The organism is Buttiauxella cochleicola, assembly GCF_021282405.1.
In the GTDB taxonomy this organism is placed as follows: domain Bacteria; phylum Pseudomonadota; class Gammaproteobacteria; order Enterobacterales; family Enterobacteriaceae; genus Buttiauxella; species Buttiauxella massiliensis.
This window is the reverse complement of the sequence record NZ_JAJSOU010000002.1, coordinates 140,365-157,986: the sequence shown is the minus strand read 5'-3', so window position 1 is coordinate 157,986 and position 17,622 is coordinate 140,365. Positions and strand designations below refer to the sequence as shown.

The 17,622-nt window shown below is 50.7% G+C and carries 18 protein-coding genes and 1 riboswitch; of the genes, 12 read left to right on the top strand and 6 right to left on the bottom strand.

What is annotated here, in order from left to right:
• Positions 1 to 14: 14 nt before the first annotated feature.
• Entirely contained in the window at positions 15 to 1,070 is a 1,056-nt protein-coding gene (locus tag LVQ79_RS03030) for a putative urea ABC transporter substrate-binding protein (RefSeq protein ID WP_232863847.1), read from the bottom strand.
• A 60-nt stretch (positions 1,071 to 1,130) separates the two neighbouring features.
• A riboswitch (guanidine-I (ykkC/yxkD leader) is annotated at positions 1,131 to 1,225 on the bottom strand.
• Positions 1,226 to 1,540: 315 nt separating this feature from the next.
• On the opposite strand from LVQ79_RS03030, the gene LVQ79_RS03025 reads away from it, so the two are divergent.
• From LVQ79_RS03025 to cspE, 4 genes are all read left to right on the top strand, one after another.
• A complete protein-coding gene (locus tag LVQ79_RS03025) occupies positions 1,541 to 2,251 on the top strand; it encodes a DUF3053 domain-containing protein (protein ID WP_232863846.1) in 711 nt (236 codons plus the stop codon).
• A gap of 157 nt (positions 2,252 to 2,408) precedes the next feature.
• On the top strand, positions 2,409 to 2,678 hold the full coding sequence (locus LVQ79_RS03020) for a hypothetical protein (protein WP_232863845.1): 270 nt from the start codon (positions 2,409 to 2,411) through the stop codon (positions 2,676 to 2,678).
• A 14-nt stretch (positions 2,679 to 2,692) separates the two neighbouring features.
• A complete protein-coding gene (locus tag LVQ79_RS03015; RefSeq protein WP_232863844.1) occupies positions 2,693 to 3,031 on the top strand; it encodes a hypothetical protein in 339 nt (112 codons plus the stop codon).
• 269 nt (positions 3,032 to 3,300) lie between these two features.
• Positions 3,301 to 3,513, top strand: a complete 213-nt coding sequence (gene cspE / locus LVQ79_RS03010) for a transcription antiterminator/RNA stability regulator CspE (RefSeq protein WP_034460397.1) — start codon at positions 3,301 to 3,303, stop codon at positions 3,511 to 3,513.
• Positions 3,514 to 3,577: 64 nt separating this feature from the next.
• On the opposite strand, the gene yiiM is transcribed toward cspE, so the two are convergent.
• On the bottom strand, positions 3,578 to 4,252 hold the full coding sequence (gene yiiM, locus LVQ79_RS03005) for a 6-hydroxyaminopurine reductase (protein WP_232863843.1): 675 nt from the start codon (positions 4,250 to 4,252) through the stop codon (positions 3,578 to 3,580).
• Between the two features lie 70 nt (positions 4,253 to 4,322).
• Positions 4,323 to 4,943: a superoxide dismutase [Mn] gene (gene sodA / locus LVQ79_RS03000; RefSeq protein ID WP_120065883.1), complete on the bottom strand. Its 621-nt coding sequence runs from the start codon at positions 4,941 to 4,943 to the stop codon at positions 4,323 to 4,325.
• A gap of 398 nt (positions 4,944 to 5,341) precedes the next feature.
• Between sodA and LVQ79_RS02995 the strand changes: the two genes are divergently transcribed.
• Both LVQ79_RS02995 and rhaT read left to right on the top strand, forming a co-directional pair.
• Positions 5,342 to 6,763: an L-fucose/L-arabinose isomerase family protein gene (locus LVQ79_RS02995; RefSeq protein ID WP_232863842.1), complete on the top strand. Its 1,422-nt coding sequence runs from the start codon at positions 5,342 to 5,344 to the stop codon at positions 6,761 to 6,763.
• 227 nt (positions 6,764 to 6,990) lie between these two features.
• Positions 6,991 to 8,025, top strand: a complete 1,035-nt coding sequence (rhaT, locus tag LVQ79_RS02990; protein ID WP_232863841.1) for an L-rhamnose/proton symporter RhaT — start codon at positions 6,991 to 6,993, stop codon at positions 8,023 to 8,025.
• Positions 8,026 to 8,120: 95 nt separating this feature from the next.
• Here the strand turns inward: rhaT and rhaR are convergent, their stop codons facing one another.
• Positions 8,121 to 8,996: an HTH-type transcriptional activator RhaR gene (gene rhaR / locus LVQ79_RS02985; protein WP_232863840.1), complete on the bottom strand. Its 876-nt coding sequence runs from the start codon at positions 8,994 to 8,996 to the stop codon at positions 8,121 to 8,123.
• Positions 8,997 to 9,070: 74 nt separating this feature from the next.
• Positions 9,071 to 9,907, bottom strand: a complete 837-nt coding sequence (rhaS, locus tag LVQ79_RS02980) for an HTH-type transcriptional activator RhaS (protein ID WP_232864023.1) — start codon at positions 9,905 to 9,907, stop codon at positions 9,071 to 9,073.
• A 300-nt stretch (positions 9,908 to 10,207) separates the two neighbouring features.
• On the opposite strand from rhaS, the gene rhaB reads away from it, so the two are divergent.
• The 5 genes from rhaB to rhaM all read left to right on the top strand — a co-directional run bounded on the left by rhaB (position 10,208) and on the right by rhaM (position 15,331).
• Positions 10,208 to 11,680 carry a rhamnulokinase gene (gene rhaB, locus LVQ79_RS02975; RefSeq protein ID WP_232863839.1) on the top strand — a complete coding sequence of 491 codons (1,473 nt, stop codon included), beginning with the start codon at positions 10,208 to 10,210 and terminating at the stop codon, positions 11,678 to 11,680.
• Positions 11,677 to 12,936: an L-rhamnose isomerase gene (rhaA, locus tag LVQ79_RS02970; protein WP_232863838.1), complete on the top strand. Its 1,260-nt coding sequence runs from the start codon at positions 11,677 to 11,679 to the stop codon at positions 12,934 to 12,936. Before rhaB ends, rhaA begins: the two co-directional genes overlap by 4 nt.
• Positions 12,937 to 13,035: 99 nt before the next feature.
• Complete coding sequence (gene rhaD, locus LVQ79_RS02965) at positions 13,036 to 13,860, top strand: rhamnulose-1-phosphate aldolase (protein ID WP_151993716.1); 825 nt, start codon at positions 13,036 to 13,038, stop codon at positions 13,858 to 13,860.
• A gap of 11 nt (positions 13,861 to 13,871) precedes the next feature.
• On the top strand, positions 13,872 to 15,020 hold the full coding sequence (gene fucO / locus LVQ79_RS02960) for a lactaldehyde reductase (RefSeq protein ID WP_232863837.1): 1,149 nt from the start codon (positions 13,872 to 13,874) through the stop codon (positions 15,018 to 15,020).
• Positions 15,017 to 15,331, top strand: coding sequence for an L-rhamnose mutarotase (gene rhaM / locus LVQ79_RS02955; protein ID WP_134185738.1), 315 nt, complete (start codon positions 15,017 to 15,019; stop codon positions 15,329 to 15,331). Before fucO ends, rhaM begins: the two co-directional genes overlap by 4 nt.
• A gap of 53 nt (positions 15,332 to 15,384) precedes the next feature.
• Here the strand turns inward: rhaM and LVQ79_RS02950 are convergent, their stop codons facing one another.
• The gene (locus LVQ79_RS02950) at positions 15,385 to 16,350 is read right to left on the bottom strand and encodes a chemotaxis protein (protein WP_232863836.1); all 966 of its coding nucleotides are present in this window, start codon (positions 16,348 to 16,350) and stop codon (positions 15,385 to 15,387) included.
• 165 nt (positions 16,351 to 16,515) lie between these two features.
• On the opposite strand from LVQ79_RS02950, the gene LVQ79_RS02945 reads away from it, so the two are divergent.
• Positions 16,516 to 17,562 carry a LacI family DNA-binding transcriptional regulator gene (locus LVQ79_RS02945; RefSeq protein WP_232863835.1) on the top strand — a complete coding sequence of 349 codons (1,047 nt, stop codon included), beginning with the start codon at positions 16,516 to 16,518 and terminating at the stop codon, positions 17,560 to 17,562.
• The last annotated feature ends 60 nt before the right edge of the window (positions 17,563 to 17,622 follow it).

Genomic DNA, 17,622 nt, shown 5'->3' with positions numbered 1-17,622 from the left:
CGGGCACCTCCGGTTTACAGCGCGTTGCTCACGACGAGGCGAAGAAACTCATCGGTGAAACGCAGTTTGGTGTTGTTGGTATCGCCCCAGTTTCCGGCCGGTGTCGCCACACCGACGACGTCGGCAGACGGCGCGGCATCGCCCAATAAGCCGTGTTTAAAGGAGAACTCGGCAACCATCTGCATGGTGGTTTTCAGTTGTGGGCTGTCGGTGAAATCGAGCGCCAGTTTCGGGTCGCTGAATAAATGCGTGGCGGCGAGCTGGGCGTCGAACCCGGCTAAATCTGTGCCTGCGGCCTGGCCCATTTGCGTGCGAGCGGTTTTGGCAGTTTCCGATTCTCCCTGCATCACTTTCAGCGTTTCAAACCAGGCTCCGGTCAGCGCTTTGCCGAGTTCCGGGTGGGCTCTCAGGGTTTCGGTGTTCACCACCAACAGGTCGAGAATTTCGCCGGGGATTTGGGCGGAGGAGAACAGGAGTTTGGCGTTGGGCTGTTTTTGCGCTTCGGCTAACAGCGGGTTCCAGGTGACGATGGATTTCACATCCGGCGTGGTGAACGCGGCAACCAGATCCGCATCGGCGGTGTTCACCACCTTCACATCACGCTCGCTCAGGCCTGATTTTTCCAGCGCGCGAGCCAGTAAATAGTGTGAAACAGAAAGCTCGACCAGGTTAACGGGCTGGCCTTTTAATTCGGCAATAGATTTTGCGGATTTAGAGAGGATGCCGTCATTACCGTTGGAGTAGTCGCCAATAATCAGTGCGGTGCTGTCGACGCCGCCAGCGGCCGGAATGGTCAGCGCGTCCATGTTGGTCATGGTGCAGCCGTCAAACCCTCCGGCGGTGTATTGGTTCACCGATTCGATATAGTCGTTAACCTGCACAAATTTAATATCGATGCCGTATTTGTCGGCCCATTTTTTGACGATGCCGCTTTGTTGGGCGTAATCCCACGGCATCCAGCCTGCGTAGATAGACCAGCAGAGTTTAAACGAGGGTTTTGCGGCAAAGCTGCTGACACTAAACAGCGCGATTGCGGCAAACAAGATTCCACGGTGGCAAGCTTTAAGCATGGTGGTTCCTCTGACGGTTGCGGAAAAAGGTGCAGGAGGGCGGCGCTCAATGGTCGCTTATCCTCCCGGGCTTTTGTCCCGCCGTGTAACCGCCAGAGGGCGGTCGATCACTCTCGGACCAGCATCTTTCGACCGGAACCCTAGTGATCCATTACCAAATTGTATGGCGACATCGGTTGCCCGTATCACCCCTGCATCCAGATATCAGCAAGATGAATGCCAGGTGTAATAAATAGATAATTTATCTATTTATTACAGAGGATTAACCTACATTTAGGGGTGTGCACAATTGAAGGGAAATGTGCCAATAAGGTGCAGAGTAGCGTATGAAAATGCACCATTTCAGCGCAAATCTGCCTGAAAGAGATTGTTGTGAAAGGGTATCTTGCAAAGTCAGGTTGGACTATCCTTAGCAGCATTATTGGGTGCGCATTTGCGTATTTGCATTGAATGGTGAAGGAGTAGAAAAGATGGCGACAGGTAAGTCCTGGTCACGCTGGTTTGCGCCGCTTGCGGCAATTTTAATGGTGGTGAGTCTGAGTGGCTGTTTTGATAAAGAAGGCGATCAACGTAAAGCGTTTATCGATTTCTTACAAAACACAGCGATGCGCAGCGGTGAACGCCTGCCAACGCTGACAACCGATCAGAAAAAGCAATTTGGTCCACTGGTTTCTGATTACGCGATTTTGTATGGCTTTGCCCAACAGGTAAACCAGGCAATGGATGACGGCATGAAGCCAGTCGCTGACAGCGTAAACAGCATTCGAGTACCACAAGATTATATGACTCAGCGCGAACCTCTGAGCCAGGCTAACGGTTCACTGAACGTGTTAGGCCAACAAGTGCAGAATGCCAAAATGCAGGCAGACAGCGCTCGTTCCACCTTAAAGCAGCCTGACGATTTGAAAGCTGTTTACGACAAGGTTTATCAGAAAGTGGTTACTGCTCCGGCAGACGCTATGGCTCCACTGATCCCTGCGGCACAAACTTTCACAGCACAACTGGTGCAAGTGGGTAACTTCATCCAGCAGCAGGGCACTCAAGTTGGCTTTACTGCAGGTGGCATTCAGTTCCCAACCTCACAGCAGGCAAGCCAGTACAACTCGCTGATTGCTCCGCTGACTTCACAGCATCAGGCGTTTATGCAGGCTTATTCAGCCGCTCAAACTTCAATGCAGTAATTGCAGTTTTCCCCGTCGAAAGACGGGGAATATTCTCCCGCTTTAGCATTCCACATCCGCGCTTAATTCCTACCCAGGGTACAAATTTGTCATAAATTTGACACCACCTGATGCTGTTCATAAACTCGTCATTAACTGTCCGTTATGAGGAGTTCTCATGCCAAATACAATGTCCCAAAAGACTGCCCGAGAAGGGTTAAGCAACCCTGAGCTTTTTGAAGGCGGCGTTTACGTCACGAAAAACGGTGTCGCGGAACTCTTTGTTCAGACAGCAGCAGAGCGCCAGTTGGAAGAGGCTGAACGCCTACGTGAGCGCCAGAGCAACGCGCTATTAAAACTGGTGATGAAGGCTAAGCTCGAGGTGACAGAAGGGAAAACGGTTTTGCCTGAAGCGGCCCTCCAACGACTCCGTTCCGCAAGGAAATAAACAGGGAGTATAAAGTGAAGGAACACAGCATTGTACTTACCGAAACTGCGGTGAAAAGCCTCCAGGATATTGAATTCTTTAAGTCACAATTTATCGGTGTGGAAGCTGCGGGAACGTTCATTGAATCGCTGTTGTTACGTTCGGTTGCGGCTATTTCAGAGGACCCAAGCCGATATCGTATAAACGGTACTCTCGCGGACAAAGGTGTCAGGATTCGTGAGTGGCTGGATGTGGAAAATGAGTATCGTTGTTTTTATGATGACAGCAACCATTCTGAAATCGGCATTTTACTCTATGCAAGCATGAAGGAAGATTTCGAATCGGCGCTCTATCGCCACAATGTTATTTACTGAGTTTACCCCTACTCTGAGCGTCCAGACCGCAGATGGCCTGAGCTCCAGCCCTTCGGACGGCTAAAATAAACCTTGTTATTCACTGCTGTTATATGAGTTAATGCATTCATCGGTTTGAAGCACAGACCCTTAAGCAGTTTAGTAGCGCAGTCCTCAAAGAGTTATCATAGATACCCTTCGACGTGATCTACCTTCCTTTATCGCTTTAAAAAATCTGTAAAACATTCCAATTGCGCCGGAAGGCAAATTTAATTTAAAAGGTAATATCTATGTCTAACAAAATGACTGGTCTCGTAAAATGGTTCAACTCTGACAAAGGCTTCGGCTTCATCACTCCTGACGATGGCTCAAAAGACGTGTTCGTACACTTCTCTGCTATCCAGATTGATGGCTACAAGTCTCTGGACGAAGGCCAGAAAGTGTCTTTCACCATCGAAAGTGGTGCTAAAGGCCCAGCTGCTGGTAACGTAACTAACCTGTAAGGTTAACGTTAGCAAAGCTAAGAATTTAAAAACCCGCCTCGGCGGGTTTTTTCGTATCTGGGGTTTATTTCCCAAAAAGTCTTCGGGAATTATCTTCGATCTTCCCCTGCAGTCGCCGTTTCTGCATGGTCCGTGTCCAGCTCACGGATAGCCCCGCAGCCGAAAGTAACCGGTGATACTGCTCATCATCAAATGGCATATGCCATGCTGTCGCAATCGCTTCTGCGACCGTCACATCACTAACGCGAGAAACCAGCTCAAGCGGTGATTCCGTCGATACATTTCCTGCCATTACGACTCGATAAAGCCAGCCGCAATAACCTGTTTCCTGCATCAAAGAAGACATATCGTTAATGCCAAAATGGTAATTCAGCTTGAAGCAGGGTGAGCGCGGTTGCGTGACCTGAATCAGTGCTTCTCCCCAACGGAAAATATCGCCGATATAGACATCTTTTTCTGTCAGGCCTTCGGTCGATAAGTTTTCACCGTAGGCAGGAGCGGTAAAAAGCTCAGCTTGTTCGGGGAATTCACGCGCCCAGTGAAGATAATGTTCACGTGGGTAGTGGCATAACGCGCGATCCGGCCCACCATGAATGACTTTTTCAGCCTGCTGATCGCCTTCAAGGCCCAGTTCGGTGAGTTTAAGTTCACCATCGACCTGATATTTGGCGATAGCACTCGGCCTACTGCCCTGATATTCACGAATTTTGCCGATATAAACGTTTAGCGAATAGTGCATCTGAACCTCCCTGCAACAGACATAAAAAAAGCGAGCCATCAGGCTCGCCTCTCGTCAGTTGCAATGCAACTTATTTTTTAGCGGCAAAACGTGCTGCTGCTTCGTCCCAGTTCACCACATCCCAGAATGCTTTGATGTAGTCAGGGCGACGGTTTTGGAATTTCAGGTAGTAAGCGTGTTCCCAAACGTCCAGACCCACGATTGGGAAGCCAGAAACGCCAGCGACCGCTTCGCCCATCAGAGGGCTGTCCTGGTTTGCAGTAGAAACAACAGCCAGTTTGTCGCCTTTCAGAACCAGCCACGCCCAGCCGGAGCCGAAACGTGTTGCTGCTGCTTTCTCAAATTCAGCTTTGAAGTTATCAACGCTACCGAAATCACGCTCGATGGCTGCCTTCAGGTCACCTTGCAAAGTGGTGCCAGTTTTCAGGCCTTTCCAGAAGAAGCTGTGGTTAGCGTGGCCGCCTGCGTTGTTACGCAGAACGGTTTTTTTGTCTGCCGGCAGTTGATCCAGTTTAGCGATCAGCTCTTCAACAGGCAGGCTTGCGAACTCTGGCAGAGACTCCAGCGCTGCATTCGCGTTGTTTACGTACGCCTGGTGGTGTTTGCTGTGATGGATTTCCATCGTTTGTTTGTCGAAATGTGGTTCCAGGGCGTCGTATGCGTAAGGCAGGGATGGCAGTGTATAACTCATATTCATCATCTCCATTTATACCCGTCCCCCTTCAAGCTGCAGATGCGTTGGCTGCGTTCACTCACCTGAATCACTTAGTTTACTAAGCTCATCAGGACTCATTCACTTGCCGCCTTCCTGTAACTCGAAGGTCTTAGGGATATTATCGAACGGCGAACAAGCTGTTAACGCCGCGTAATCAGTTGGTTCATTATAGTTAATTAAATGATATTGAAAATGATTATCAATGCCGTAGTTTTTATAAGGTTATAACTTTTTGGCATGATGGCGAAAATGTGAGCGTTGTCAGGTGGATAAATCGTTTTTTGCCACGCTGTTCAGAAACTGGCATTGCGGCAAAGGCAGTACGGAAAAATTAGGGTGATAGTCAGCGTTTCTTCATACGCAGGAGCATCCTTATGTCGCTTAATATCGCCCTTTTCGGTATTGGCCTTGATACTTACTGGCCACAGTTTTCGGGCCTCGAACAACGCCTGACGGACTATTTGCAGCACATTGACCAACGCCTCACAACGCTTAACGCCACTGTCATTAACGGTGGGCTGATTGATAGCGTCGCCAATGCAGATACGTTTGCTACGCAACTCCAAAGCCAGCCGGTCGATGCCATTGTGCTTTACATCAGCACTTACGCGCTTAGCTCAACCGTGCTGCCGCTGGTGCAAAAAATAAATAAGCCGGTGATTATCCTGGCGCTGCAACCGGAGCCAGGTTTGCCCTACGCCAAAATCCGTGACATGACCGATCGCGGTCAACGTACCGGTGAGTGGCTTGCTCATTGCCAGGCGTGCAGTGCACCAGAGTTGGCGAACGTATTTAATCGCGCAGGTATTCGTTATCAACTTATCGTTGGTGCATTACAAGGTGATGACTATGTCTGGGAGCAAACCTCGCAATGGCTACAGGCGCTGGAAGTACAAAAAGGGTTGTCTGCTTGCCAGGTGGGCGTTCTGGGTCACTATTACGATGGCATGGTAGATGTTTACAGCAACATGACCAATCTGAGTGCCAGACTTGGCGTGCGTTTCAAACCGCTTGAAATGTGCGAACTGGCGGAATATCGCGAGCAAGTCACGCCTGAGACCTGCGCACAAAAATGGCAGGAAGTTGAATCCTCGCTGCAAATCGATCCGTCTTGTGAAAAGGTCGAACTGGAACGCGCGGTGCAAACCGCCTGTGCAATGGACAAACTCATCGAAAACAACCGCCTCGGCGCGCTGGCCTATTACTACGAAGGACGCAACGGCAACGCTTACGAGAACATAATTACTTCAATTATTCTCGGCAACACGCTGCTGACTCAGCGCGGCGTTCCGGTCGCCGGGGAGTATGAGATCAAAAACGTACTGGCAATGAAAATCCAGCAACTTCTGGGGGCGGGTGGCTCGTTTTCGGAACCTTATGGCATTGAGTTTAAAGATGATGTAGTGCTCTGGGGGCATGATGGCCCGGCGCATCCGCTAATGGCCGAAGGAGATGTGTGCCTTGTTCCTCTGCCGGTTTATCACGGCAAACCGGGCAAAGGCGTGTCGATTCAGATGACGGTGAAACCCGGCCCGGTAACTTTCCTTTCTATTGTTGAGGATGCACAAAACGGTGTGCGTTTGCAGTACGCCGAAGGTGAAGCCGTGCCGGGCGAAGTGCTGGATATCGGCAACACCAACAGCCGCTACCGTTTCCCGTTAAATGCTCGTGATTTCACCACCCAATGGTGCCTCGGCGGGCCAGCTCATCATTGTGCAATTGGTCTTGGGCATCAGGGTGAGGTTCTGGAAAAACTCGCCTGGCTGCTTGGCGTACAGAGCGTGAAAATCTGTTAATCCGAGAAATGGTGGATGACGCGTACCGCTTATCCACCCTACAAAAACAGGTTGAAGGGATATAAAGAACTGTGACTCCCATCAATCCTACCCCCTGAATTTTGCCAGCTTTACCCCTGCGGCGGCAGTACATGGAAGGTTCGCCCATTGTTCACTCTTTAGACTCAATGGCATTGGGGTTGCCAGTTGTCACCCCTGCGTTTTTGGCTAAAACAGAGGGATAGAAAATGAGTAACGCAATAACAATGGGGATAATCTGGCATCTGGTGGGTGCTGCAAGCGCCGCCTGCTTTTACGCCCCTTTTAAGAAAGTACAGCATTGGTCATGGGAAACCATGTGGGCCGTTGGCGGTTTCGTCTCGTGGATAATCCTGCCATGGCTGGTCAGCTACATTTTGCTTCCTGATTTTTGGGCTTACTACGGTTCGTTTAACGCTTCAACCCTGCTGCCAGTCTTCCTGTTCGGTGCGATGTGGGGCATTGGTAACATTAACTACGGCCTGACGATGCGCTATCTCGGCATGTCGATGGGCATTGGCATCGCAATTGGTATCACGCTGATTGTCGGTACGTTAATGACGCCAATTATTGCCGGAAAATTTGATGTTTTAATCGGCACACCTGGCGGGCGCATGACACTGCTGGGCGTTTTGGTGGCACTGGTGGGCGTGGCGATTGTCACCCGCGCAGGGCAACTTAAAGAACGCAAAATGGGCATTAAAGCCGAAGAGTTCAACCTGAAAAAAGGGCTGATACTAGCGGTAATGTGCGGCATTTTCTCGGCGGGTATGTCTTTTGCGATGGACGCCGCAAAACCGATGCATGAAGCCGCAGCAGCATTGGGCGTTGACCCACTGTATGTCGCGCTGCCGAGTTACGTCATCATTATGGGTGGCGGCGCGGTAATTAACCTTGGCTACTGCTTCATTCGTCTGGCCAAAATGCAGAGCTTGTCGATAAAAGCCGACTTCTCACTGGCAAAACCGCTGATCATCAGCAACGTGCTTTTCGCAGCCCTTGCCGGTTTGATGTGGTATCTGCAATTCTTCTTCTACGCCTGGGGCCACGCCAAAATTCCTGCGCAATACGACTACATGAGCTGGATGTTGCACATGAGTTTCTACGTGCTGTGCGGCGGTTTGGTCGGCTTGATCATGAAAGAGTGGAAGTCAGCAGGTAGAAGGCCTGTTGGTGTACTGAGCATCGGTTGTGTGGTGATTATTATTGCGGCAAACATCGTCGGCCTTGGTATGGCTGCGTAATACCCGTCATACTTCAAGTCGCAGGGTTGTTGGCTGCACTCACTTACCCCAGTCACTTACTTTAGTAAGCTCCTGGGGATAAGTTCCTTTGCCGCCTACCTGCAACTTGAATTATTTAGGGTATCCAATTGAAGCGTGTATCGTTGACGCCACATCCGTGGCGTCATCCCCGTCTCTTTCGTAAACACCACTGAAAAGTAGTTACTATCCTCAAAGCCGCACCGTGTGGCGATATCCCCAATCAACAGCTCGCTATGGCGCAATAAATCCTGAGCCTGGCAAATCTTTAGCTGGCGTAAATACTGACTGATGGACATGCCGGTTTGTTGGCGGAAAAACTGCCGCAAATAGCGCTCTGCCAGCTGATGCTGCTGGCAAAATTGCGATAGTTCAAAAGGCGTGTTGAGGCTTTTCCCAAGCGCAGCCATCAATAAATCGAGGGTTTCGTTGCTGTCTGGCCCGGCGGCATCCTGAGATTTGTAACGGTGGCGACGCAGCAGAATACACAGCTGCAGAAACAGACTTTCCGTCAAACACAACGACAGCGCATCGGGCTTCACGCTTTCGTGTTCCAGTTGGCCAATTAACTGGCGTGCCTGCGCCATGCCGTGGCTGCTCAAACGCCAGCGCGGGTCTTTTCCAGAAGCTGCCGCGTTATCCAGCAGTTCGCTCCAGTCGACGTTGAGCTTCAGCCGTTCCGGGCAATAGATAATGTTATGCAACACCAGGCCGTTAACCGATTCGTAGCTGTGGCGATCTTCGGCGCGAATATAAAACAGGTCGCCGCAGGTGATGCGATAGGGGCGGTCGTTCAGTACGTGCAGGCCGTTGCCGCGCCACACCAGCACCAGCTCGCAGAAATCATGGGTATGTTCGGCAAAGACGTTTTGCGGATAGCGGTCGGCCACCGCTACGGGTTGTACGGTGGAGGCGAAAAAATCTGCTTTTTTGAGAACTAAATGACCCGCCACAGCAATACCTCAAAACCAGAACAATCAGAAAGTATTGGCTTTTTTGGCTAAAAAAACGGTGATTGCCTTCGCGATTACTGAAGTTGTGTGTCGCGCCCCTGGCGAATCTCACGCGGGGACCAGGAAAACTCGCGCTTAAAAAGCGTCGAAAAATGGTTACTGTCGCCAAACCCGCACTGGAAGGCGATATCCGTTACGCTCTCCTCGCCGTGGCGCAGCAGGTGCCGGGCTTTCATCAGGCGTAAACGGTTGAGATAACGCTGCGGTGTCATGCCGGTTTGCTGTTTTAACTGACGATGCAGCGTGCGCAGGGAAAGGGTGAATTGCGAGGCCAGTTGCTCCCAACATATATCTTCGGCGAAATGGTCTTCAAGCCACGCCATTAGTTGGTTTAAGCGGCCTTCCGAGTTGGTAGCACCTTCCATCATGCTGCCTCTGCGTAGCAACACCAGCAGTTGCATAAACAGAATTTCACGGTTAGCGACGGCGTGGGTATCCGCTGCTTCACCAATCTGTTCAAACTTTTCAATCAAACCGCGAACCTGTTGCAACACCGGCTGGTTCACGCGCCAGTGGGATGGATAATTGCCGTCCTGCTCCTGTGGCAGCAGCTTATCGAGCCCGGACAAAAAGCAAAACGCATCGGGTGCACGATACAGAATATTGGTCAGGCAGAGGTTTTCGGTCTGCTCGTACAAATGGCGGTCGTGGTCACGCACAAAACAGACGGAGCCCCCGCTCAACGTATACGGTTGACCATTAAAAACATGCGTTCCAGTACCGTGTTCTACGATAACAATCTCATAAAAATCATGATGGTGTTCCGGGAATGCGGGCTGGGGTAAACGCGGCTCAATCGCCACGGATGAATGTCCAGATGGGAAAAAATCAAAACCATGCAATATCGTCATCATTACCCCCAGGCTCATTTAAAGTAGCTCGATAGTAGATAACGCTTCTCATCAGCACCTTAAAGTTTCGACACGAAACTAGCTAAAAACTGTTCGTTTTTTAAGAAAGGCTGGGAATTATCAGGAAATGCGGAGGGCGTCACAGGGCAGTTTTAGGGGTGATAAACACGAATATGTGACATCACTCACGTTCACCTTTGCCTTTTTGCCAACGGCTGATTGGCGCTGTCAGTGTCGAGAAGGTGCACGACAGCGTAACTTTTTAGAGTGGGGGCAATTCATTTAGCAAGGACCCCCAAAATGACTCTACGCCATAGTGTTGCGGTAGACCTGGGCGCATCAAGCGGCCGTGTCATGCTGGCACGCTTTGAACGTGAAACCCGCAGCATCTGTCTGCGTGAAATTCATCGTTTTACCAACTGCTTAAAACAGATCGATGGTTCTACCGTCTGGGACGTCGATGCGCTTGAAGGTGAAATCCGTACCGGCCTGCAAAAAGCCTGCGACGAAGGCATCGCCATCGACAGCATCGGCATCGACACCTGGGGTGTGGATTACGTGCTGGTTGGTCGCGACGGTAATCGCGTTGGGCAGCCAGTTTCTTACCGCGACAGCCGCACCGATGGCGTGATGGACACCGCGCTAAATCAACTTGGCCGTGACGAGATTTACCGTCGTACGGGCATCCAGTTCATGCCATTCAACACGCTTTATCAATTGCGTGCGCTGGTGGAGCAGCAGCCAGAACTTATCGATAACGTCGAACATGCGCTGCTGATCCCGGACTATTTCTGCTTCCGGCTGACCGGTGCGCTCAACTGGGAATACACCAACGCTACCACCACACAACTGGTGAATATCAACAGCGACAATTGGGATGAAACGCTGCTCAACTGGGCGGGCGTGCCGCATAAATGGTTCGGCAAGCCGACGCATCCTGGCAATGTTATCGGCCAATGGGTTTGCCGCGAAGGCAACAAAATCCCGGTGGTTTCCGTTGCCACGCATGACACCGCCAGCGCGGTCATTGGTGCGCCGCTCAAAGACAAAGACGCGGCATATCTCTCATCCGGCACCTGGTCGTTAATGGGCTTTGAGAGCAAAACCCCCTACGCCAACAGTGCTGCGTTAGCCGCAAACATCACTAATGAAGGCGGTGCAGAAGGGCGCTACCGGGTACTGAAAAATATTATGGGGCTGTGGCTTTTGCAGCGCGTCACCAAAGAATTGGGGATCACCGATCTGGGTGATCTTATCGATCGCACTCAAAAAACCGCTGCCTGCCGTTTTGTGATCAACCCGAACGACGATCGTTTTATTAACCCGGAAAGCATGAGCCGCGAAATTCAGGCTGCGTGCCGCGAAAGCAACCAGCCGGTGCCGTTCACCGACAACGAACTGGCGCGCTGTATTTTCGACAGCCTGGCGCTGCTGTATGCCAAAACTCTGCAAGAACTGGCCGCCGTCCGTGGCCGCCCGTTTAGCTGCCTGCACATTGTTGGCGGCGGTAGCCAGAACGCCTTGCTTAACCAACTTTGTGCCGATGCCTGCGGTATTCCTGTTTTCGCCGGACCGATTGAAGCTTCAACGCTTGGCAATATTGGCTGCCAGTTAATGGCGCTGGACGAAATTACTGATGTCGACGACTTCCGCAAAATTGTCGCCGCCAGCTACGAACTGAAATCTTTTACCCCTCAATTAGATAGCGAAATTGCTCGCCACATCGCGCAGTTTCAGCTCAACATTCAAACAAGTAAGGAGTTTTGCGCATGACCACACCTCTTGATCAAGCCTGGGAACTGGCAAAACAGCGCTTTGCTGCTGTCGGTGTTGATGTTGAAACCGCACTGCAACAGCTCGATCGTTTACCGGTTTCTATGCACTGCTGGCAGGGCGATGACGTTGCCGGATTTGAAAACCCGGAAGGTGCGCTGAGCGGTGGGATTCAGGCCACGGGGAACTACCCAGGTAAAGCACGCAGTGCCACCGAATTACGCTCGGATTTGGAACGTGCATTAAGCCTGATTCCTGGGCCAAAACGCCTGAACCTGCACGCGATTTATCTGGAGTCTGAACAACCGGTTTCCCGCGACAAAATCAAACCAGAGCATTTTAAAAACTGGGTGGAATGGGCGAAAGCCAACAAACTGGGTCTGGATTTTAACCCGTCTTGCTTCTCGCACCCGCTCAGTGCCGACGGTTTTACGCTGTCCCATGCTAACGATGAAATCCGCCAGTTCTGGATTGACCACGTGAAAGCCAGCCGCAAAATTTCTGCGTATTTCGGCGAACAACTCGGCACGCCGTCGGTGATGAACATCTGGATCCCGGATGGCATGAAAGACATCACCGTCGACCGCCTGGCCCCGCGCCAGCGTTTAGTCGCCGCTCTTGATGAAGCGATGAGCGAAAAACTTAACCCTGAGCACCATATCGACGCGGTAGAAAGCAAGCTGTTTGGCATTGGAGCGGAAAGCTACACCGTCGGCTCTAACGAGTTTTATTTTGGTTACGCAACCAGCCGCCAGACCGCACTGTGTCTGGATGCCGGTCACTTCCACCCAACCGAAGTCATCTCCGACAAAATCTCCAGCGCCATGTTGTATGTGCCGCGCCTGCTGCTACACGTAAGCCGTCCGGTGCGTTGGGACAGCGACCACGTCGTGCTGTTGGACGACGAAACTCAGGCCATTGCCAGCGAGATTATCCGCAATGACCTGTTCGACCGCGTTCATATTGGCCTGGATTTCTTCGATGCCTCAATCAACCGTATCGCCGCCTGGGTTATCGGTACGCGCAACATGAAGAAAGCCATGCTACGCGCGCTGCTCGAGCCAACCGAGACGCTGCGCCAGCTGGAACTTGAAGGTGATTACACCGCGCGCCTGGCGTTACTCGAAGAGCAAAAATCTCTGCCGTGGGCGGCGGTGTGGGAAATGTACTGCCAGCGCAACGACACGCCGGTTGATGCCCAGTGGCTGAAAACAGTACGCAGCTATGAAAAAGACGTGTTGAGCAAACGCGCTTAACGACTCAACGGTGGATGACACTTCGCTTATCCACCCTACTACTTATTATCGAACGTAGGGCAGAGCCATCTGCCAGACGAATAACAGGAACACAAGACTATGCAGAACATCCTCAACGCCTGGTTTGTAGAAGGCATGATCAAAGCAACCAGCGATGCCTGGCTGAAAGGTTGGGACGAGCGCAATGGCGGCAACATTACCATGCGCCTGGATGAAGCCGATATCGCGCCATTCCAGGCTGATTTCCACGCCGCACCGCGTTACATCTCATTAAGCCAGCCAATGCCTGAACTGGCTAACACGCCATTTATCGTCACTGGTTCAGGAAAATTCTTCCGCAATGTGCAACTTGATCCGGCGGCAAATATCGGCGTGGTGAAAGTCGACAACCGGGGTACCGGCTACCACATCTTATGGGGCCTGGAAAACGAAGCTGTGCCAACATCTGAGCTGGCGGCGCATTTCCAGTCACACAGTGTGCGTATCAAAACTACCGGCGGGAAAGACCGCGTGATCATGCACTGCCACGCCACCAACCTGATTGCCTTGACCTACGTGCTGGAAAATAGAACCGACGTCATCACACGCAAACTGTGGGAAGGCAGCACTGAGTGCTTAGTCGTATTCCCGGACGGCGTCGGCATTCTGCCGTGGATGGTGCCGGGTACCGATGAAATTGGCAACGCGACCGCAGGTGAAATGGCAAAACACTCGCTGGTGCTGTGGCCGTTCCACGGGGTATTCGGTAGTGGCCCAACGCTTGATGAGGCATTCGGTCTTATCGACACCGCCGAGAAGTCTGCCGAAGTGTTGGTAAAAGTCATTTCCATGGGCGGCATGAAACAAACCATCAGTCGTGACGAGCTTATCGCTCTTGGTAAACGTTTTGGCGTCACCCCGTTAGCAAGCGCTTTAGAACTATAAGGAACATGACGATGAGCTTTATGTTGGCCTTACCAAAAATCAGCCTTCACGGCGCAGGTGCCATCGGCGATATGGTGAAATTGATTGCCGCCAAACCGTGGGGAAAAGCGTTAATCATTACTGACGGGCAACTGGTGAAAATGGGCTTGCTAGACAGCCTGTTTAGCGCGCTTGATGAGCATCAGCTTTCTTATGAACTGTTTGATGAAGTGTTCCCGAACCCGACCGAAGAACTGGTGCAAAAAGGCTTTGCCGCTTATCAGGCTGCCAACTGTAACTACCTGATTGCCTTCGGTGGCGGCAGTCCAATCGATACTGCCAAAGCGGTGAAGATCCTGACTGCAAACCCAGGTCCATCAACCGCTTATTCGGGCGTTGGCAAAGTCACTAACCCGGGTGTTCCGCTGGTGGCGATTAACACCACTGCGGGAACGGCGGCAGAGATGACCAGTAACGCCGTCATCACCGATTCTGTGCGCCATGTAAAAGAAGTGATTATCGACACTAACCTCATCCCGGATATTGCTGTGGATGATGCAAGCGTAATGCTCGATATTCCGGCAAGTGTCACTGCTGCAACGGGTATGGATGCGTTAACTCACGCCATTGAAGCTTATGTTTCCGTTGCCGCGCATCCGTTAACTGATGCTAACGCATTGGAATCTATCCGCCTGATTAGCCAGTGGTTGCCGAAAGCAGTCGACGATGGTCATAACCTTGAAGCGCGTGAAATGATGGCTTACGGGCAATACCTGGCAGGTATGGCGTTTAACAGCGCAGGCCTTGGATTGGTACATGCGCTGGCCCACCAACCGGGTGCCACGCACAACCTGCCACACGGTGTTTGCAACGCGATTTTACTGCCAGTTATTGAAGCTTTTAACCGCCCGAAAGCCGTTGCACGTTTTGCAAAAGTTGCCGCAGCGATGGGAGTCAATACTCAGGATATGAACGAAGAAGAAGCCAGCTTTGAGGCAATTCTGGCGATTCGTGCGCTTTCTACTCGCGTCGGTATTCCATCTGGCTTTAGCCAGCTTGGAATTCAAACCACAGATATCGAAGATTGGCTGGATAACGCTTTGGCTGACCCATGTGCGCCATGTAATCCACGCGTGGCAACCCGCGAGGAAGTGCGCGAGCTGTATCTGGAGGCGTTATGATCCGCAAAGCTTTTGTGATGCAGGTAAACCCGGATGCTCATGAAGAATATCAACGTCGCCATACGCCGATTTGGCCAGAGCTGGAAGCGGTACTTAAACAGCACGGTGCTCATCACTACGCTATTTATCTTGATGCACAACGCCACCTACTTTTTGCCACGGTAGAGATTGAGTCTGAAACCCGCTGGAATGCTGTCGCACAAACGGAAGTTTGCCAGCGCTGGTGGAAGCATATGAGCGAGATTATGCCGAGCAATGCCGACAACAGCCCGGTGAGTGCGGAGCTGAAAGAAGTGTTTTATTTAGAGTAAAACGGAGGGCGGGTGCATTGCGCAGCTCGCCCTTTTTCAGTCTAATCGAACTACTAAACCACTGCACCTTCCAGCGCTTTATTAATCACCTGCGAGAGCTCTTTCACATCGAACTTCGCTACATAGCCGTTCGCGCCCACCTTGCGGACGTGATCTTCGTTGGCGCTACCTGATAGAGACGAGTGAATCACCACCGGAATGTGTTTTAACGTGATATCTGTTTTGATATTGCGCGTCAGCGTAAATCCGTCCATTTCCGGCATTTCAATGTCTGTTAATACCATACCAATACGATCGGTGATCGGCTGGCCTGCGGCTTTGGCTTCTGCGGCGATAACTTTTATTTTCTCCCAGGCTTCGAGGCCCGTGGAATGCATCATCACCGGAATACCCATGCCTTTCAGGCCTTGCTCAAGCATCTGGCGGGCGACTTTTGAATCTTCGGCAACAATCGCGACAGCACCCGGTTTCAGAGGGTTTGTGTTCCCTTCGATGGCCGCCATATCGACTTTGCGGCCTGAAGGAATAATGTCGTAAAGAATCTGTTCAACATCGAGTACCAGTGCCAGTTCGCCTTTGTATTCGTCGCTATTGAGTGAAGCGATACTGGTGATATTGCGGCTACTCACACCGGATTCGGCAGCGTGAACCTGGCTCCAGTCGAGGCGGATAATATTTTCCACCGATTCCACTGCAAATGCCTGCGTGCTGCGTGCATATTCGGTAATCAAAAGAAGATTCAGGCCCGTTTTTGGCGTGCAGCCGGTAACGGCGGGCAGGTCGATAACCGGGATAAATTGGTCACGAATATTTGCCATACCCAACAGCGGTGACATCATCCCAGCAGCGCGATTGATCTTCTGCATTGGCACAATTTCGCGCAGCTTAAATACGTTGATGCCATACAGCTCTGATTTGCCGCCGTGCTGGCCTTCCCCTAAGCGGAACAACAACAGCTCAAATTTGTTGGATAACGCCAGGTTAGCCCTTTCATCAATATCTTTTTGAAAACTATCCATTTTAACCTCTGGTTGTAACCCGGCGGGTCATCGTTGCCCCGTTTCCTGTTTAAGTTATCGGCAGATGGAATAAAAAGTGCAGTCTGTTTGGATGAAGAAAATCCCCCTTTGCTTCACCCGGCGCGTTGCCCTACTATTAACGCCTTGTAGGGTCGGGACAAAAAAATGAAAAAGCCGCTAACAATCAAGGATATTGCTGAACTGGCCAATGTATCTATTGCGACAGTTTCCCGTGTTCTGAATAACAACAGCTGGGTGGCGGATAAAACTCGCGCCAGGGTTGAAAAAGTTATTCAGGAGCAGCAATTCAGCCCCAATTTGTTGGCGCGCGGTATGATTTCCAAAAAGACACAGACGCTGGCGATTGTCGTTTCCGATATCAGTAACCCCTATTTTGTGATGCTGGTTGCTCAAATCGAAAATGAGAGTTTGCGGGCCGGATATAAAGTCACACTCTACGATACACAATCTGCAAATAAATCCTCTTCGCAGGGGGGAATTATTCCGGAAGAAAATATTTTCAACTCGATTACTGATAGTCAGATTGATGGAGTTATTATTCTTGGTGGGAATATTGATTATAATAATGTGCCAGACTCTTATTTCCATGAGTTGAAGAAACTTTGTGCGGCCATTCCGGTAATCGTGGTTGGACGACAATTAGTTGGTGTAGATTATTCTTGTGTAGAGCGCGATCAGTCTGGGTGTGTTGCACTTGCAACTAATCATCTGATAAGTAAGGGCTATAAAAAAATCGGATTTATTGGTGGCTCGAAAAGTGTTTATATTACCCAGCAACGTATAGATTCTTTTAAAAACACGCTTCAGCAAGCTAATATAATGGTTGACGATAATCACATTGTATTAAATAACTTCTACTTACAGCATGGCTATGAAGCGGTAGATAAGTTGCTCTCGCAGAGTGAAAAATTGCCCGAAGCTATTGTGGCGATTAATGATCATGTCGCAAAAGGAGCAATTAGGGCATTAAAAGATAGAAATATTTCTGTGCCTGAAGATATTGCTATTGTCAGCTGTGAATATTTCCCTGGTAGCGAATATTTCATTCCACGAATTACTACTGTGAACCATCACAATGAACTCATCGGTAAAACAGTGATGAAAGTTTTAATGACATCGCTGAAAGATACGACTGAATCTGTAGTGCCTGAAAAAATCCAACTGAGCCTGATACCAGGTGAGTCCTGCTAGCTCCCTTTTAGCATTTCAGTATTTCTGAAGGCTCCAAAACCTCCGCATACGATATTTTTT

What these genes read in the sequence shown, in the direction of transcription:
- rhaB (WP_232863839.1), top strand. Translation starts at nt 10,208, where the DNA reads ATGACTCTACGCCATAGTGTTGCGGTAGACCTGGGCGCATCAAGCGGC.
- rhaT (WP_232863841.1), top strand. Translation starts at nt 6,991, where the DNA reads ATGAGTAACGCAATAACAATGGGGATAATCTGGCATCTGGTGGGTGCT.
- LVQ79_RS02950 (WP_232863836.1), bottom strand. Translation starts at nt 16,350, where the DNA reads ATGGATAGTTTTCAAAAAGATATTGATGAAAGGGCTAACCTGGCGTTA.
- LVQ79_RS03030 (WP_232863847.1), bottom strand. Translation starts at nt 1,070, where the DNA reads ATGCTTAAAGCTTGCCACCGTGGAATCTTGTTTGCCGCAATCGCGCTG.
- rhaM (WP_134185738.1), top strand. Translation starts at nt 15,017, where the DNA reads ATGATCCGCAAAGCTTTTGTGATGCAGGTAAACCCGGATGCTCATGAA.
- cspE (WP_034460397.1), top strand. Translation starts at nt 3,301, where the DNA reads ATGTCTAACAAAATGACTGGTCTCGTAAAATGGTTCAACTCTGACAAA.
- rhaD (WP_151993716.1), top strand. Translation starts at nt 13,036, where the DNA reads ATGCAGAACATCCTCAACGCCTGGTTTGTAGAAGGCATGATCAAAGCA.
- rhaA (WP_232863838.1), top strand. Translation starts at nt 11,677, where the DNA reads ATGACCACACCTCTTGATCAAGCCTGGGAACTGGCAAAACAGCGCTTT.
- sodA (WP_120065883.1), bottom strand. Translation starts at nt 4,943, where the DNA reads ATGAGTTATACACTGCCATCCCTGCCTTACGCATACGACGCCCTGGAA.
- LVQ79_RS03025 (WP_232863846.1), top strand. Translation starts at nt 1,541, where the DNA reads ATGGCGACAGGTAAGTCCTGGTCACGCTGGTTTGCGCCGCTTGCGGCA.
- fucO (WP_232863837.1), top strand. Translation starts at nt 13,872, where the DNA reads ATGAGCTTTATGTTGGCCTTACCAAAAATCAGCCTTCACGGCGCAGGT.
- LVQ79_RS03020 (WP_232863845.1), top strand. Translation starts at nt 2,409, where the DNA reads ATGCCAAATACAATGTCCCAAAAGACTGCCCGAGAAGGGTTAAGCAAC.
- LVQ79_RS02995 (WP_232863842.1), top strand. Translation starts at nt 5,342, where the DNA reads ATGTCGCTTAATATCGCCCTTTTCGGTATTGGCCTTGATACTTACTGG.
- yiiM (WP_232863843.1), bottom strand. Translation starts at nt 4,252, where the DNA reads ATGCACTATTCGCTAAACGTTTATATCGGCAAAATTCGTGAATATCAG.
- LVQ79_RS02945 (WP_232863835.1), top strand. Translation starts at nt 16,516, where the DNA reads ATGAAAAAGCCGCTAACAATCAAGGATATTGCTGAACTGGCCAATGTA.
- rhaS (WP_232864023.1), bottom strand. Translation starts at nt 9,907, where the DNA reads ATGACGATATTGCATGGTTTTGATTTTTTCCCATCTGGACATTCATCC.